This window comes from Bacillus badius NBRC 15713 (assembly GCF_001591605.1).
GTDB classification, from domain to species: Bacteria; Bacillota; Bacilli; order Bacillales; family Domibacillaceae; genus Pseudobacillus; species Pseudobacillus badius.
The window spans coordinates 20,155-34,370 of sequence record NZ_BCVF01000017.1 but is presented as its reverse complement, the minus strand read 5'-3'; the positions used below and the strand labels follow the sequence as shown (position 1 = coordinate 34,370).

Genomic DNA, 14,216 nt, shown 5'->3' with positions numbered 1-14,216 from the left:
CTTTTTTTTACCCAATCTTGGGCTTTTTGAAAACGCGGACTTGCAGCTACACCTCTCCTCTCACAAACCATGAACTGTATTTCTTCTCCTTCGTATTTATTTAGAATAATAAGATTTACATACTTTACTATATTTACCATAAATGTTATTCTTTATTTGGTATCACTTACTATAAATGGAGGGAAAAACCATGAACAGAATAGGTAAAGTACTTTTAGCTTCTACAATAATACTAAGTGGAGCAGGAGCCATGAATGCTTTGAGCTTATCCTCTACAGTTAAAGCAGAGATTAGAGAAAATATTGGTGTAACGGCTTCTTACTCTTCTCCTGCCAAGGATACTCTTCGATCAGTTCTTCAAGTAGGTGGCAACTCACCTAGCACGCTTGACTTTAAAACCAAACATGTTCCTACTTTTGAAATTAGGAATGGTTCCGGCACGTTAACCAAGCGTGGCTCTCTTAACACATGGGTACAACTTAACGATCCAAAGCTTGATGTTTACGAATTTCAAAGTGTAACAAATATAAATTTCTCCGCACTGTCCCCGGGAAATTATCGCATTTACGTATCTATTCCAATGGATGATGGACCTATCAATTCATCTGTAAATGGTAGCTTTACTCGAGGATTTACTATTAATCCCGATCGTACAATTACAAATATCCGTCCCTAATTTTGATAAGGTCCCACAAGTAAGTACTGGGGCCTTCCTTCTTTTTATTGTCTCCTTAAAGCAGAGCCCACACTTCTCCTCTCGTCACTGACCACTCCGAATATGATTCCGTCAGAAATTCAGTTTGCCTGCACCCATTCTCAGGTTTCCTTAAAAAATGGATAATACAGAAGAATCTTTTGAAAATTGTTCAACTACTTTACTCTCCCCCTATCGTTACATAGGTACATTTCTACATAAAATCACAAAAACACTTCCAACGTATAGAAAATAAAAAAGACCCGCCAAAAATAGCGGGACGCATTATTTTAGTTATCAAAAGGGCGATACTTTTGACGCAACCCATCCTGCTCTGCTTTCCGTGCTTCAATATCGCTTCTTAAAAATAAGGTTTCTCTATTAAGTTTTTTCACTGGTGTGATCTTTCCAGTTGAAATTAACGAATTCATTCTTTGTCTGGTAACCCCCAGAATTTCTATTGCTTCTGAAGTGGTCAATACTTGCTCAATAACAAACCGTTCTACTTCTTCACGATTCTTTAAATGATATTCCATCTGCTCACCGTTTCCTTTCTGGTACTAGCAGCTTTACAATAAACAAAATGAGCCATAGTATAGCTGCTGAAAAGCCGACCCATTTAATTAGATTCATTTCATCAAAATTCATATCAGACAGCCATGCGGCAAAGACGATAAAAAACAAAAGATCGGTTGTTGACACTCTGCTCTTTCTTTTCATAATTTAAAGGTGGATGTGATATAATTTTTAGAAGAGGAAGAGCGCTGGCACGCTCTCCTCTCCCATAATCAGTCGTTCTTGCTATCGTTTTTCTTGAACCGGTCGAACAGCTCTAAGGCTGTTTTGACGCTGGCTAAGACTGCCGCGATAGCGAGGACGATGTTTTTAAATTCCTCCACCCTGTTCACCTCCTTTCTATACTCTTATTATACCAAATCTATTTACTTGTGTAAATAGATAAGTAGGAAAAGATGATGTTTTTTCTACTTTTTATTAAATAAATTTCATTTCGGCTAAACAAAAAAAGCCCCCATCCATAAGGACAGGGGCATAAAATTTAACCTTATAAGCAGATCATCCACTATAAAACTCATTTGCAAATTATATCTATTCTAGCCACTTATAACAAGCTCTTAACAATTTAATTTAAGAGCTTTTGAAAGTGTGGATGTGACTGGTATTTTATTAAAATTGAGACCAAGTTGAACAGCTGTTTGAGCTATTTCAGGCCTAATTCCTGAAATAGTGGTTTTCACTCCGATCAAATCTAAAGCTTCAATTAATTGAAAGATTTGATGCGCCACCATCGTATCGACCATGGGCACACCCGATAAATCAATAATGAGTTCGTCAACCCTTTTATCAGCACACTGTACCAAGGTATTCTCAAGAAGAAATTTCGCTCGAGCTGTATCAATATCTCCAACCAGTGGCAACAAAGCTATTTTTTCATTTAATGAGATAACAGGAGAACTTAACTCATTAATCATCTCTTGTTGGGCTTTCAATTTAGATTCTGCATACTTATGATATTCTTCTGTAAACCAGGTTATAATTTGGTTGAACGTTTGTATAGTGATTCGGATCCAAGAACCTCCTTCTTCTTCGGAATACTTTTCTTTATGTAGATAATAAAATTCGTTAATTAGATCCAAATATTGTTCCTGTGTTCTAAAAAATTCTCGTAAGATAAAATAAATAGGAGTTCGTAAATGCTCTTCATCTTTTGCAATATCGACGATCCATCCTTTCAGCTGATCAAAAAACTGAACGTTGTTACTAATAAATAGTTTGCAAAATCTCTTATGAAATTCATGGTTCTGTTCTTTCACCGTTTGAACAACTTGAGGATCTTCAGATGCATATACTCCTGATGAATCACTTTTATCTAACGATCGATACCATTCTTCTGTTAGTCCCCACGTCTTATCAAGTAAAAATTCATACAGTTCTTGGTTTATACACACTGCTTCTCTAACCTCCTGATCCGCTGTTTTCCATCCCTTAAATGATTATTTTTCTCTATTTTTATATAACGATTCTATCACTTTGTTAGTAATAATCACTAATTTTTTTCTGAAAAACTAAACAAAAAAGCCCCTATCGAATGAGAAGGGTTTTTGAATGAACGGGGTTACTTTGCATACTGATGATACTGGAAAATTCAATCGTCTGTAAGTGTATAGTGATAATAAAGTTATTGAATTTTGATTAAAAAAGATAAGAGCCTTACTACATTCTATATGCAGCAAGGCTCTTTAAAGTTGTTTAAAATTATATCCATCTGCTTATGTAATACTTAAAAAATGACTAATAAAGTTATTTACTTCTTATTGAACTAACGAAGCAGATTAGGGATAATATCACCATTTTGTGGTATTGTGGAGAGAGATAACTTAATTAATACAATTTATGGTAAAGAAGGGGACTATGATGAAAATAAATTTAATGATTTTTATATCATCCATAAAAGAACAAAAAGAAAACAATATCGGAGAAATAGTTATAAAAACATTTGAATCTAACATTCGTCCTGTAAAAGGGGACATTTTAGATGATCCAGGATTCCATCCAGGATTTCATAATGGATATGAAGTTGTTAAGGTTACAATGAATTATGCTTTAAATGAATGCTGGGTTTCACTATGCCCCCTTGAGTTAGAAAGGGAAGAAATCGAGATAGAGACCTATATAGAGAGACTTAAAGTAAACGGTTGGTGTGTTGTCTCAAAAGAAGAGATTAGAAAAAAGAAATAAAAATTTAGAAAAGAGTGTGTGAAGATTTGTACTTTAACTAACTTGGGCTTTAGTTGAATATCAACAGTAGAAAATGATCAAACTTTATTATAAAAATTACACAGTATTTCATAAAGAATTACCCCGTTTTGATCAATTCTTTTTTCAAAACGGGTTCTTTTCATTTACCGAAAAATACGGGTTGGTGGGATATTTTTAATCAAACATTATTTCAAACCAACACTTTGCACAGGTACATTTCTACATAAAGTCACAAAATACTTTCAATGTAAAAAAATAAAAAGCCCCCATCCACACGGACAGGGGATTTCCTGTTAATTATTCTTTTCTGACTTTCGGATTGTACCCATACTTACCACTTATATAAGCACAAGCTTCTTCTGCTGCTTCTAATGAGGTGAAAATACCTGTCCATGCTCGCAAGTCTTTCGCAAAGGCGTTAAAGCCAATTTCTTTGGCGGCAGCTTCTGCTTTTTCATGCCTGCTAATTTAATCTCTGTCCAACTTCGGTATTACCAATAAGTTATCTATTTAATCTTTAATATATATAACGCACTTCATCTCTCTCACCATTATTCTATTCTCTAGTTAAACACTCCATAGAATTCAAATTACTAGTGAGAAAACCATAATTTCAAAAAAAGCTTTGCTGAAGGTTTGAATCCCAGCAAAGCTTTTTTATCGGAACCGCCGTATATCGAACGGTATTTACAGCAGCGGGAGAGGTCAGGGGTTAGTCACCTCTCCTATTCTATTTTGACACCAGAGTTATTTAACTGGAATCCATATTTCTGAATAATAATCGGGAGAAGATATGTCGCCGAATGTGTATACTTCGAGATCAGGCGTTCCAGCATGCTCATAGCCGCTTGAAGGGAACCATTCCGAAAAAATTTTCTTCCAGGCGCTTTGCATTGCATCAGGCATGGCTCCATGCACTTCAAAGATTACCCATTTGGAGGCGGGGATTTCTAGCTTTGACAATTCTTCAGAAGCCTCCTCATTAGAAGCTGAGGCTATCCAATAATCCATCTGTTTTTCCTCATTGTTCTTATCCACGCAAACGCCTAAAATACCTTTAACAGGACCATTATTTTTGCTGATGAGTACGCCAGAAGTTCCATCACGGTTTACCTTTTCCCACATCTTAGGAATACCGGCCAAGTTCTCACTGTTTGCATAGGGAAATGTCTGTTTGATTCCAATTACTTCAAAGCTTTCTTTGTTTGCCACTTTGTATTGCATTGGATCTGCTCCTTTCAATCTCACCTGAATTGTCAGGCGGTTATAGGATTTCAGCTTTCCGGTTAGCTTCCGGGCTTCCCTTGGGGAAATGCCATGTTGCCTGCGGAAAGCTTTCGTGAATGCTTCGGGAGTTCTATAGCCATATTTCAGCGCAACATCGATGACTTTCGCATTGGTCCTGCACAGCTCATCGGCTGCAAGCGTAAGTCGTCTCCGTTTGAGGTATTCACCGACTGAAATATCCGTCAAAAGAGAAAACGTACGCTGAAAGTGAAAGCCCGAGGAATTTGCCTTTCTGGCAATATCATCTATTGTGATATCCTCTAGCAAATTCTCCTCCATGTAATCAATCGCTCTCTGTAATGATTCTATCCATGCCATCCTATCCGCTCCCTTGATTCCATCCTAACAAGTATACTATCTGCGATCCGATCATTTTTTGCTCTCTTTTGTCAGTATTATTTTAATTAAGTAAAAAATCCTTGAATTCCTTTTTAAATATATAAAGAAGAGAATAGTAGAAGTTTTACGTGATTTTGATAAAACAGAATAGACGCTAGGCATCAACTTAATATCGCTTGAGGAAGTATTAGTTTTAATTGAATTACTTCATTGCAGATTAGATGATTTATACGATAGGAAAAGTCCTCTTGAATGAGAAGGACCTTGTTCTCTATTTCACCAATTTCACAATCCATCACTGAGTGCCAGTCCTCTATCTTCCTCTTTTCATCCTACTATATCGCATAATGAATGACGATGATTTCAACTAAAATCATGCGATATAGTAGGATGAATAAAAATTGTTATGGAGGTGCTTTTTCGTATGTTAAGCGTCAAACCCAAGCTAAATTCTATTCTTAAAAATCACGGGATTACTCAAATGAAACTTGCTGAAATGCCTGGAGTTCCACAGGGATCAATTAGCCAATTTGATAAAAACAACCGACATGAAACCGCTCATTTATTTACTATTTCCAAAGCACTAAATTTGCCAATAGAGGATTTATTTGAAGTAATGGAAAATGAAGAGTAATTTTCTCTTAAAATAAAAAAAGCCCCTATCCACGCGGACAGAGGCTTTGCTGTTATCTATTCTTTTCTTATTTTAGGATTGTACCCGTATTTTCCGCTGATGAAAGCACAAGCTTCTTCTGCCGCTTCCAATGAAGTGAAAATACCTGTCCATGCCCGCAGGTCTTTCGAAAAGGCGTTAAAGCCAATTTCTCTGGCGGCAGCTTCTGCTTTCTCATGGGTGCCAAATACCCCTGTATAAACACGGAACTTACCAGGAGTACCGACCAATCCTTTTTCTTTGATTAACTGATTGATCTTTGCCATCGTCTTTTCTCCTGCAATTCCATCAACCGAAAGCCCTGTCCGGCGTTGTAAAATCATAACTGCATTAGTCGTTCCTTTGCCGTAAATGCCGTCAACACCGTTTGTATCTAAGCCCAGCTTAGCCAGTTTTTCCTGCAACGTTTTTACTTCATCTTTGCTTAATGTATTAACTGGTACAGCCGCACTAGTAGTTAGATATTTATCTGTGCCATAACCTTTATAATTATATTGCAGATGTGGCGCATCCCACCCCCATCGGTAACCGGACTCAAAACCAAGCCTCTCTGCGTGTTTAATTGCATCGATGAACGGTCTTTTCCCATATTCTGATTTTGCCCATAAGGCTTTCCCATTTTTAATAGGCACAAAATCAAGCGCTTGCCCAACCAGATGATAGGATCTCATTGTTTGGGAGGCTCCGTTTCTTACATTTTCACGTTGTTGCGCTACTGTACGAATGGTTTCATAAATCAACACATCTATTTTATTGTCAATACAGTATTGGTACCACTTCATCGCCGCCGCTTTCGTATTTGGGGCCAAGTCCGCAAGATTACCAAGATTACGTTTATGATATGTCGGAGTCCAACTCATTTCCGCCCCTCCTTTTTCTCTTCCTCTACCTGTTTAATTTCTGTTTTTGTCGTCACCTCTACTACTGAAGCAGATGCCTCTTCGTTATCTTCTTTTAGCTGAGCAAACGCATGACTGATCTGCGCAGGCACTTGCACACCCATATGACCCAGGTTTTCAATAAAAGAAATGCCCTCCATACCAATCAAGAAAAGAATCATCGCGTTACGCATAAAGTGACCACCACTGCCGGACACAATGTCTAACTGGTTAGCCACGATAACAGCTAACAGCATCGCAGCCTTTTTCATAAGCCCTTTAAATGCTTTCTTTGACTCCACATTTTTCCTAAAAAAGAAAGCGGCTGTCAATCCACTAATGTAATCAGCAGACATTAAAATGATCAAAGCAATTACCAACTGATCAACGCCTCCAAATAAATAGGCAGCGCTCATAAAAGCGCCGCCTGTGACTGTATTCCATAATGTATCTGTGTTATGCTGCATTCTTTTTCCTCCCATTCTGGGCAACTCCTTTCATAAGTTCCCCTCACAACTTATATCCCTTTTCTTTTTTATATAAAAAAGACGAGCTTCAGCCCGTCAAAAAGTATAAAAAATAACGCCTACTATTCAGCAACGTCTGCCCTTCCCCCATCCTGCTCACTCTTGTATACTTCATCAGTTAATTGTTTATATTCTTCCGTTGTAAGATCGTTCAGTGCCACAGCTGCTCTTAAGTCTTCTTTATCGGCATACTGATTTTTGTATGCCCACTGCCAGAAGTTCATAGCCTCAGCCTCCTATTTAGTTAAAATACTCAATTTCAAATCGACCAGCTGCTTGCCCATTTCCGATAACTTTTGTTCAGCTTGCAGGCGTGCCAGCCGTTCCTTTACAACGATTTCTCCCAAGCTTTCCATATTAAAAGGGAGAGTTTCCGAGGCATTTCTCTGTTGCTGAACTTGTCGTAGATCGGTCTGTTTTAAAGAGCGCATATGATCCCTCCTTAATCAAAACTGATTCCAAAGCCGTAAAATTCGATCGGGTCTAAGCTGTCGTTTGCTTCGAAAAGCGCCCGAATATTAAAGCCCCAATCATCTGCTGTTTTTTCTGTGTTAGCAAATTTATAATAATCGCCTGATTGAATAGCCTTCGTTACATCCTCCCAAACAGGATTCTCGTCAAAAGCATTATTGCATGCTTCAAAACGTACCTTTGCTGGGTTTTCTCCATCTGTTGCTAGGGTGTATTGTGCTCGAATCAATAACCGCTGAATGGCTGCGGATGTTTTTACCGGATACCTAAGACTAAAATCAATCTTGTCTCCAGCACGGATACGACGAACTTCCGACCAATTGCCACGAGCACCTGTTACTGCATCCATCCCCGCTATACGCCAGTAATAGGTTTTCCCTTCAGTCAGCGGTGTTTGTAGAGAATATTTCACACTTCCAAATTCAAAAGAGGCATCGGCACCTTCTGCTGGAAATGTCACATATCCCCCGTTAGACTCCTTGACTTCCCAGCCCGTGACGTCCGTAGACGTCTTGCGCTCGATCAGCCCTGCTGTAAAGTCGCTGTTTTCTGCAAGCTGGATAATAAAATGCTGCGGGTCGTTTTCTACGTCGTCACCGATGGTCGCTTCGAATACCGGCAACAGGGTTGTCCGTCTGCGGTCTTCCGGGCTGATTGGTGTCAATCCGCCAGGCGGTCGATTCGTGATGATGTACAGCCGTCCTGTAGGATAAGATACGTTTTTGCTATCTGTGACCGTCAACTCCCAGCCATAGACCTCTCCAGCTGTAAGAACGCCTTCCGCCATTTGGTGCTGCTTCGCGGACGATTCTATCAGCCCTGTGTCATGAGCAAGCGTTCCCTGCGCATTAAAAATCTTGATTTGATATTTCGCTTGCGTAAAGGCTCCAGAATAATCCCATGAGAACAGGGGAGCTGCGCTGCTTCCAGCTGGGTTTGTTTGGTCGGTGCTGCCCGGCGCTCTGCTCGTTACGGTTGGCGGGCTAGATGTTTCCAGTACTGTAATGACAGCTAAACCGTTGCCGTTTCGGGCTTTTGATGTCATTGTACCGTTCAACAACCCGCCTACATAAGATGAACCACCACCGCCGCCTGCGCCACCATAGTTGTTACTATCTGCACCACCGCCTCCGCCGTAGTAGCCACCACCACCTCCCGTTCCGTAATAACCGCCAGACGTAGGGGCGCCAGAATCTCCGCCTTGTCCAAGCGTACCTTCTTTTCCGTGGTTCGCGATTGACGGCACATCTGACGATGATCCAGAAACCAAGCCGCCTGCGCCGCCGGCTGTTAATGTGGCACCTTTTCCTCCCGCAAACGAGATAGACCCGTTATTATAACCAGCGCCCTCTACACCGTTAGGCGCGCCACCGTGACCAAACATGTCTGATCTGTTGTAGGGACTAGCACCCGCGCCGCCGCCAGCTACAGCCAACCTGTTTTCTAGCGCCGAACCGCCGCGCCTTATATCAGTAGCGCCGCCACCGCCATAAGGCTTATCGACCGCACCTTTTCCTCCACCATTCCAGCCGCCGATATAATTAGCCGTCGGTTTGCCGCCTACGTACACCCTCAAAACTTCGCCAGGCGTAACTACTAAATCCCCGGAGGCTTTTGCTCCCATATAGGTACCAGCGGGGGCATCGCCGCCCTGCGCTCCCCATAATTCGACTTTAATTTTAGTAGCGTTTCCGGGAACCGTGAACTGCTGCGGCGCGCCTGTGTAGTTGAAAGTGAATGCATCGCCTGGCGCTGCCTGGTCTGTCAATTTAAAGTATTCTGGACTGCTCCAGCTGCTGGGAACTCCTTCTTTGTCATAAACTTGCACTTCCCAAAAATACAGTGTGTTTTTCTGAACGACTCCAGCCGGTACGTCGTAATCCGTTACGGCGCTTGTCACAACGCCTGTGTCATGGACAATCGAATTGTCAGACGCTTTTTTAATGCGCACTTGATACTTAGACTGCGTGTCGCCCACATCGCTGTCAGAAAAACTCCAGTCAAGTTTCGGCGTTGATACAGACAAAATAGCTGGAATACCCGCCGTGCCTTTCGGGTTGTTCGTTGGCGGTGTGTTTGGTGCAGTATTAGCTACCGGTTCTATTGCGATAGCTTGCATAACACCGTAGCAACTATACGAAAAATCTATATACGCCTCTGCTGTAGAGTACGCCGTTTTTTCATGATTGTAAGTAGATATGATGTTTGTTGATTGATTAGTGTTCGACGTTTTTTGCCCGCTGAACCCTGGTGCCCATTGCCTCATATTATAAATGTTTCCTGTAGAAGCAGAAATTGCGACGAGCGAATTTGCAGGGATATTAGATAGAGCCATCTCCCAACGCCCCGAAGCGTTGGCTATCTGCTTTGTACCAATTTTAGTTATTCTTTTGACATTTCTGTAAGCATTAATAATAGCGGACGCATCGAAAGTCCCGGACGGTGTTCGTTTGAATGAAACTGATCGCTCTGTCCCATCAGCTATTTTTGTATATGTTAGCAGCTTTGTGTTCCCTGCCAGTACCTCTTCATGCAGTAACTGCCACCCTTCCGGCGTGATTATAGTTGCACCGGGAACTGCCGAAAAGGACGCGACCAGCGTATCACCTGCCTGTATGCCTGCTGGAATGTTAACAACGTGAGGGTCAACAGCGGCTGTTGCGTATATTGCGGAGACTACTTGCTCGACCTGCTTCTTCCCTGTTTCGGGTATCGAATAAGTAACTTCTAATTTAGGACGTTTATCAGCTGTAGGTGTTTCACTACTGTAAAACCCGATTCTTTTATTTCCCGTTCCCGTTAAACAAAAACCGTGTTTAGCTTCTCCTGCTTTAACCATTCGTTGAACTAATGATGTTACTGGTATGCTTACCTTTGTACCGTCTAATAACGATTTAAGTGAGTGTGTTGATACAAATTCCTTTACAGGTTTTGTATTCCATGTGACAGTAGCCTCTTCCCACGGGCTTAAAACGTCATGTAAATTAACGTCTACATCGCCATAATTATTATATGACGTCAAGTTTAAGGTGGCTGAAGTTATTACAACATCGTTCGGGATTAAACCAAAGTCAAATTTTATATATATTTCGTCTTCCGAAGTAGTAGCTTCTACAACTATTTCATTTCCCTTAGGAGCTGTTGGCTGGCTTGGAAGGACATAAGTATCTTGAATAGCTGTATTATAACTATCTAACGTAATTGCTGGCATTTTCTCACCCCTTCTTTACCGAATAACCAGCATTGTGTTCTGCGTATCATGAACTCCAGCTGTGAGCTGTAAGTCATCGATCCCCGAAAAGTTTTCTATGAATAAGTTTGACGTCATGCCGTTAAGCGTAGCGCCTTTGAGCAGTTCGACTTCCAGCGCCAGATCAATGATGTTCCTGCGTGTGTCTTTAATCGCCTGTAATGTATCTCCTTCAAGCGTGGCATCATTATCAATGAGTTGCTGGAGCGTATGATTAAAGTAATCCGCATGGTTCGGGGTGGATGTGGTGAATCCATCAATTGTCTTTCTAATTGCCTCCTGTCTGCTACCGGTTAGAGGCTGTAACTTTGTCAGATCAATATACATCACTTATCCCCTCCTTAAAACTCTGCATCATAATCAAACTCAATGGTCATGCGTGTTTCCATCCCTTTATTCGTAAAAGTTTTCATCGCAATCAAATCACCTTCCGCATCCACCAAGCCGGCTTCATTGATATTCTTGCCGATTAACTGGTCAATGTCAGCGTCCAGCGTGCAAGTATAGCGAGCGGTGTACGGTGTAGGAAATGTTTTTGTCACCTGTGCGCCGGTCTTTTCAATTGCTTTTGAGAAAAGAGCTGTTTCTGACCCTTTTAGGTCGCGTGGCTTCCCGTTGCTGTCTACTCCCCCTGTACCAAATACCATACCTACTACAGCGGGAAGTGAGGCCGTCCCATTATGTGCTTTAGCCAGCTTCTCGCGGCCTTTATTCGTTTTTATGCTTGCCATAAGAAAAGCCTCCTTTATACTGTGACTGTTTCAATTAAATTACCGTCTTTATATGTCTTGATTGTTAAGCTCTCAGACTGATTAAGATAGTAATGTTTTCCGCCAGGTGCTAACCCATCGAGAACGTTTTGGCCGTTCAAATGAAAAGAGCCATCCAAAAATAACCCGTCAACGGGGTCAACTGAATATTTGCTAGGCACAAGATAGGAAGCACACACCTTCATTCTTATACTGTTGGTTTGCTCTTGGTCGTAAGTGACAGAATCCCCTAGTTTTAACTTTTGTCCTGTAGTCATCACTGGACCCATAGGAAGGTGAATTAACAAGCCTAGCACATACGCTAGGTGTGCAGGCAATATTTCTCGAATAGACCTCTGTACGTCTGTCAAATTGGGCGGAAAACCTTGAGCATCATTAAATTTAATAAGTATTCTCGATTTTCCTTTTATAGCCTTTACTTCAGCTGATCCATTTTGAAAAGACTCAGCTACACTTTTTATCAAACCAGCACTCACTCTGCCTATACCGCGCTTTTTTGCTTTTAATGCAGAGCGACGCTGATCAAGCGGCTTATTGATTTCTGTGGGAATCTTAAACTCCTTCTCCATAATCGTAAGGCCCCATGTAGCATCATCAATAAATGTGTTATCGAGCACTTCATCGATGTGACCTTCCAAGCGATCAAAGATTTTCCCCTGCACTCTGGCCATTTCCTGATATTCTGGAGATTCACGAAGAATAGCCGGTAAATCTGTAAGCATTTCCTCTTGGCTAGACACTTAGTGTCACCTGCCCCACAACCGGCACTTCACTTGCAGACAGAATAATATTAGCCTCTTGGCCGTTAATTAATAGATTGGAATAATCAATAACCCCAGGGATTCCAAACAACAGTGAACCAACTACCCGCTCACGCACAATTGGATCAACATCCTCTTTGAAAGAAATAGTTTTCAAGTGCTCTGCTAGCAAGCGTTCAAATTTCACTTTCACCTCTTCTATTGTTGTAGAAGAGTTAATTTCTACTGTTGCTGAAACGTTTACGGTGTATGCCGGAGCACTTTCCACAGTTACAAAAGCGCCAATAGGAGCCAATCCCTCTCCCTGGCCAGGATCAGGATCTAATGCCATTTGAATACTTTGAACCAATTCTGGAGCAGCTGGCATAAAGTTGGAATCAACAATAACTACTTTAACTGTGTCTGGACCATCCCAATTCGGAAAGACTCTGACAGCGCCTACTCCCTCAAACTCTCGGACCCATTCTTTGTAATGGCCGATATTTCCGCTTGTCGCCGGCTCAGCCACCTTATCTTGATACCGGACAAACAAGGATGCCTCTTCCTCTTTCTCTCTCCCTGGAATAATGATTTCTCCAAGCAAAGCAGTTTCTAGCCCCTCAATTGTTTCAACAGGAAGTAATTCTGTTCCAACAGGAAACGTATTTCCTATTTCTCCTTCTTGCTCGCATAACAATTGGATGCCGTTTTCATTCTCCGACACTATAAAATAAACATCTTCCACAAAAAAGCGGCTCCCCACGGGAACCGAAATATTGAACTCTCCTCTGCGAATAGCTGCCACTGCATCTCTATAGAAAACATCCATTTCAGAAGTTCTTTTTTCTAGATAGTCACCTTCGCTCGTTGAGGCAAAAACCAACTCTAGCACTCTTTCCAAATACCGATAAGCCTTCGCTACTTGATTGGCACTAGCAGCATAAGACGCATAAAGGGGAGATGTCTCACTTACATCAAATTCCGGCTTTGTGTCATTGATCATTTCTTGCAAAAGGTACTCAGAAGTGTATTGTTCAAACATCAGGCGGATAACACCTCCTTTATCTCTATTTCTCCAAGGGCTGTATCTACTTTAAAATTCACGTGAAAAGCGTCGTCAATATGTTCAATAACAAAATCATAGACTTGTTCAATTCGAGGGTCATAAATAAGCGCCTCTGTAACAAGGCGCTCAATCTCCATAATTTTGAAAGCAACTGTTGTCTCATTATCGGCTAACATATCTCCCAGCTCATTCCCTGTATCTGCTGAATAAATGGGATGAGCATAGCGCGGAATATACAGCGCAAACAGAATAAATTGCTTAATTGCTTCGAGCCCGCTTATTAGTTCACTCGTCAACCGTTTGGTTTCAAAATCAAAACGATAAGTCTTTAATTCCAGAAGCTCATTAATACTAATTTCTTCTGTCTGTTCAATATTTATTTCAGGAGATAATGCCATACGTCACCACACCTTTATTTTCCTTTACGGCCCAAAATATAATAAGACCCACCCCCTTGAATTGAAGCAACAGTGAGCTCGTCACCCGCTTTTAAAGCATTTAATATTGTATGGGTTTCTGTTCCTCGGGGCGTTTGTACTTGTACAGTGTGGTCAGTAAGAGATTCTGGAATGATAAAAAACTCTTCGGAAAAAACCAGCTTATTATTTTTCATTAGCCGGATACTTAAAGGAGAATCGGAAATAACATCCGCATCTAAAATCCTGACAGGGCTCTCTGCTTTATTAGCATCATTAGCTATCTTCTTAATAGTGTTCCCTAACGCCATTTTCTTGCTTGCTCCC

Annotated in this window: 18 protein-coding genes; 3 read left to right on the top strand and 15 right to left on the bottom strand. The window is 41.0% G+C overall.

The features are described 5' to 3' along the window. Positions 1-190 precede the first annotated feature (190 nt). Positions 191-676 carry a hypothetical protein gene (locus BBA02S_RS10310; protein ID WP_041113162.1) on the top strand — a complete coding sequence of 162 codons (486 nt, stop codon included), beginning with the start codon at positions 191-193 and terminating at the stop codon, positions 674-676. Positions 677-984: 308 nt separating this feature from the next. Here BBA02S_RS10310 and BBA02S_RS10305 read toward each other — a convergent pair whose 3' ends face one another. The 3 genes from BBA02S_RS10305 to BBA02S_RS10300 form a co-directional block, all read right to left on the bottom strand. Then, positions 985-1,230 carry a helix-turn-helix domain-containing protein gene (locus BBA02S_RS10305; RefSeq protein WP_041113161.1) on the bottom strand — a complete coding sequence of 82 codons (246 nt, stop codon included), beginning with the start codon at positions 1,228-1,230 and terminating at the stop codon, positions 985-987. A gap of 4 nt (positions 1,231-1,234) precedes the next feature. Next, the gene (locus BBA02S_RS20635; protein WP_156141413.1) at positions 1,235-1,396 is read right to left on the bottom strand and encodes a hypothetical protein; all 162 of its coding nucleotides are present in this window, start codon (positions 1,394-1,396) and stop codon (positions 1,235-1,237) included. Positions 1,397-1,827: 431 nt separating this feature from the next. Beyond that, entirely contained in the window at positions 1,828-2,661 is an 834-nt protein-coding gene (locus BBA02S_RS10300) for an STAS domain-containing protein (protein WP_041113160.1), read from the bottom strand. Between the two features lie 463 nt (positions 2,662-3,124). Between BBA02S_RS10300 and BBA02S_RS10295 the strand changes: the two genes are divergently transcribed. After that, positions 3,125-3,451: a hypothetical protein gene (locus BBA02S_RS10295; RefSeq protein WP_231557136.1), complete on the top strand. Its 327-nt coding sequence runs from the start codon at positions 3,125-3,127 to the stop codon at positions 3,449-3,451. A 768-nt stretch (positions 3,452-4,219) separates the two neighbouring features. On the opposite strand, the gene BBA02S_RS10290 is transcribed toward BBA02S_RS10295, so the two are convergent. Beyond that, complete coding sequence (locus BBA02S_RS10290) at positions 4,220-5,077, bottom strand: AraC family transcriptional regulator (RefSeq protein WP_041113158.1); 858 nt, start codon at positions 5,075-5,077, stop codon at positions 4,220-4,222. A 445-nt stretch (positions 5,078-5,522) separates the two neighbouring features. Between BBA02S_RS10290 and BBA02S_RS10285 the strand changes: the two genes are divergently transcribed. Beyond that, positions 5,523-5,732 (top strand): helix-turn-helix domain-containing protein, encoded by a 210-nt coding sequence (locus tag BBA02S_RS10285; RefSeq protein WP_082040167.1) that lies wholly within the window; start codon positions 5,523-5,525, stop codon positions 5,730-5,732. Between the two features lie 56 nt (positions 5,733-5,788). Here the strand turns inward: BBA02S_RS10285 and BBA02S_RS10280 are convergent, their stop codons facing one another. The 11 genes from BBA02S_RS10280 to BBA02S_RS10235 all read right to left on the bottom strand — a co-directional run bounded on the left by BBA02S_RS10280 (position 5,789) and on the right by BBA02S_RS10235 (position 14,200). Next, a complete protein-coding gene (locus tag BBA02S_RS10280) occupies positions 5,789-6,631 on the bottom strand; it encodes a peptidoglycan-binding protein (RefSeq protein ID WP_052477234.1) in 843 nt (280 codons plus the stop codon). Continuing rightward, the gene (locus BBA02S_RS10275; protein WP_041113208.1) at positions 6,628-7,116 is read right to left on the bottom strand and encodes a phage holin family protein; all 489 of its coding nucleotides are present in this window, start codon (positions 7,114-7,116) and stop codon (positions 6,628-6,630) included. The genes BBA02S_RS10280 and BBA02S_RS10275 overlap by 4 nt, the downstream gene beginning before the upstream one ends. A 122-nt stretch (positions 7,117-7,238) precedes the next feature. After that, complete coding sequence (locus tag BBA02S_RS20285; protein WP_082040166.1) at positions 7,239-7,400, bottom strand: XkdX family protein; 162 nt, start codon at positions 7,398-7,400, stop codon at positions 7,239-7,241. A 12-nt stretch (positions 7,401-7,412) separates the two neighbouring features. Then, positions 7,413-7,607 (bottom strand): XkdW family protein, encoded by a 195-nt coding sequence (locus BBA02S_RS10270; protein WP_041100856.1) that lies wholly within the window; start codon positions 7,605-7,607, stop codon positions 7,413-7,415. Positions 7,608-7,618: 11 nt separating this feature from the next. Further along, entirely contained in the window at positions 7,619-10,858 is a 3,240-nt protein-coding gene (locus BBA02S_RS10265; protein ID WP_052477233.1) for a DNRLRE domain-containing protein, read from the bottom strand. A gap of 15 nt (positions 10,859-10,873) precedes the next feature. Then, on the bottom strand, positions 10,874-11,224 hold the full coding sequence (locus BBA02S_RS10260; protein WP_052477232.1) for a hypothetical protein: 351 nt from the start codon (positions 11,222-11,224) through the stop codon (positions 10,874-10,876). A gap of 14 nt (positions 11,225-11,238) precedes the next feature. After that, the gene (locus tag BBA02S_RS10255) at positions 11,239-11,628 is read right to left on the bottom strand and encodes a phage tail protein (protein WP_041113156.1); all 390 of its coding nucleotides are present in this window, start codon (positions 11,626-11,628) and stop codon (positions 11,239-11,241) included. Between the two features lie 14 nt (positions 11,629-11,642). Next, entirely contained in the window at positions 11,643-12,407 is a 765-nt protein-coding gene (locus BBA02S_RS10250) for a putative phage tail protein (RefSeq protein WP_052477231.1), read from the bottom strand. Further along, positions 12,400-13,449 carry a baseplate J/gp47 family protein gene (locus BBA02S_RS10245; RefSeq protein ID WP_041113155.1) on the bottom strand — a complete coding sequence of 350 codons (1,050 nt, stop codon included), beginning with the start codon at positions 13,447-13,449 and terminating at the stop codon, positions 12,400-12,402. Before BBA02S_RS10245 ends, BBA02S_RS10250 begins: the two co-directional genes overlap by 8 nt. After that, a complete protein-coding gene (locus BBA02S_RS10240; protein ID WP_041113154.1) occupies positions 13,449-13,871 on the bottom strand; it encodes a DUF2634 domain-containing protein in 423 nt (140 codons plus the stop codon). Before BBA02S_RS10240 ends, BBA02S_RS10245 begins: the two co-directional genes overlap by 1 nt. Positions 13,872-13,885: 14 nt before the next feature. Next, on the bottom strand, positions 13,886-14,200 hold the full coding sequence (locus tag BBA02S_RS10235) for a DUF2577 domain-containing protein (RefSeq protein WP_041100846.1): 315 nt from the start codon (positions 14,198-14,200) through the stop codon (positions 13,886-13,888). Positions 14,201-14,216: the final 16 nt, after the last annotated feature.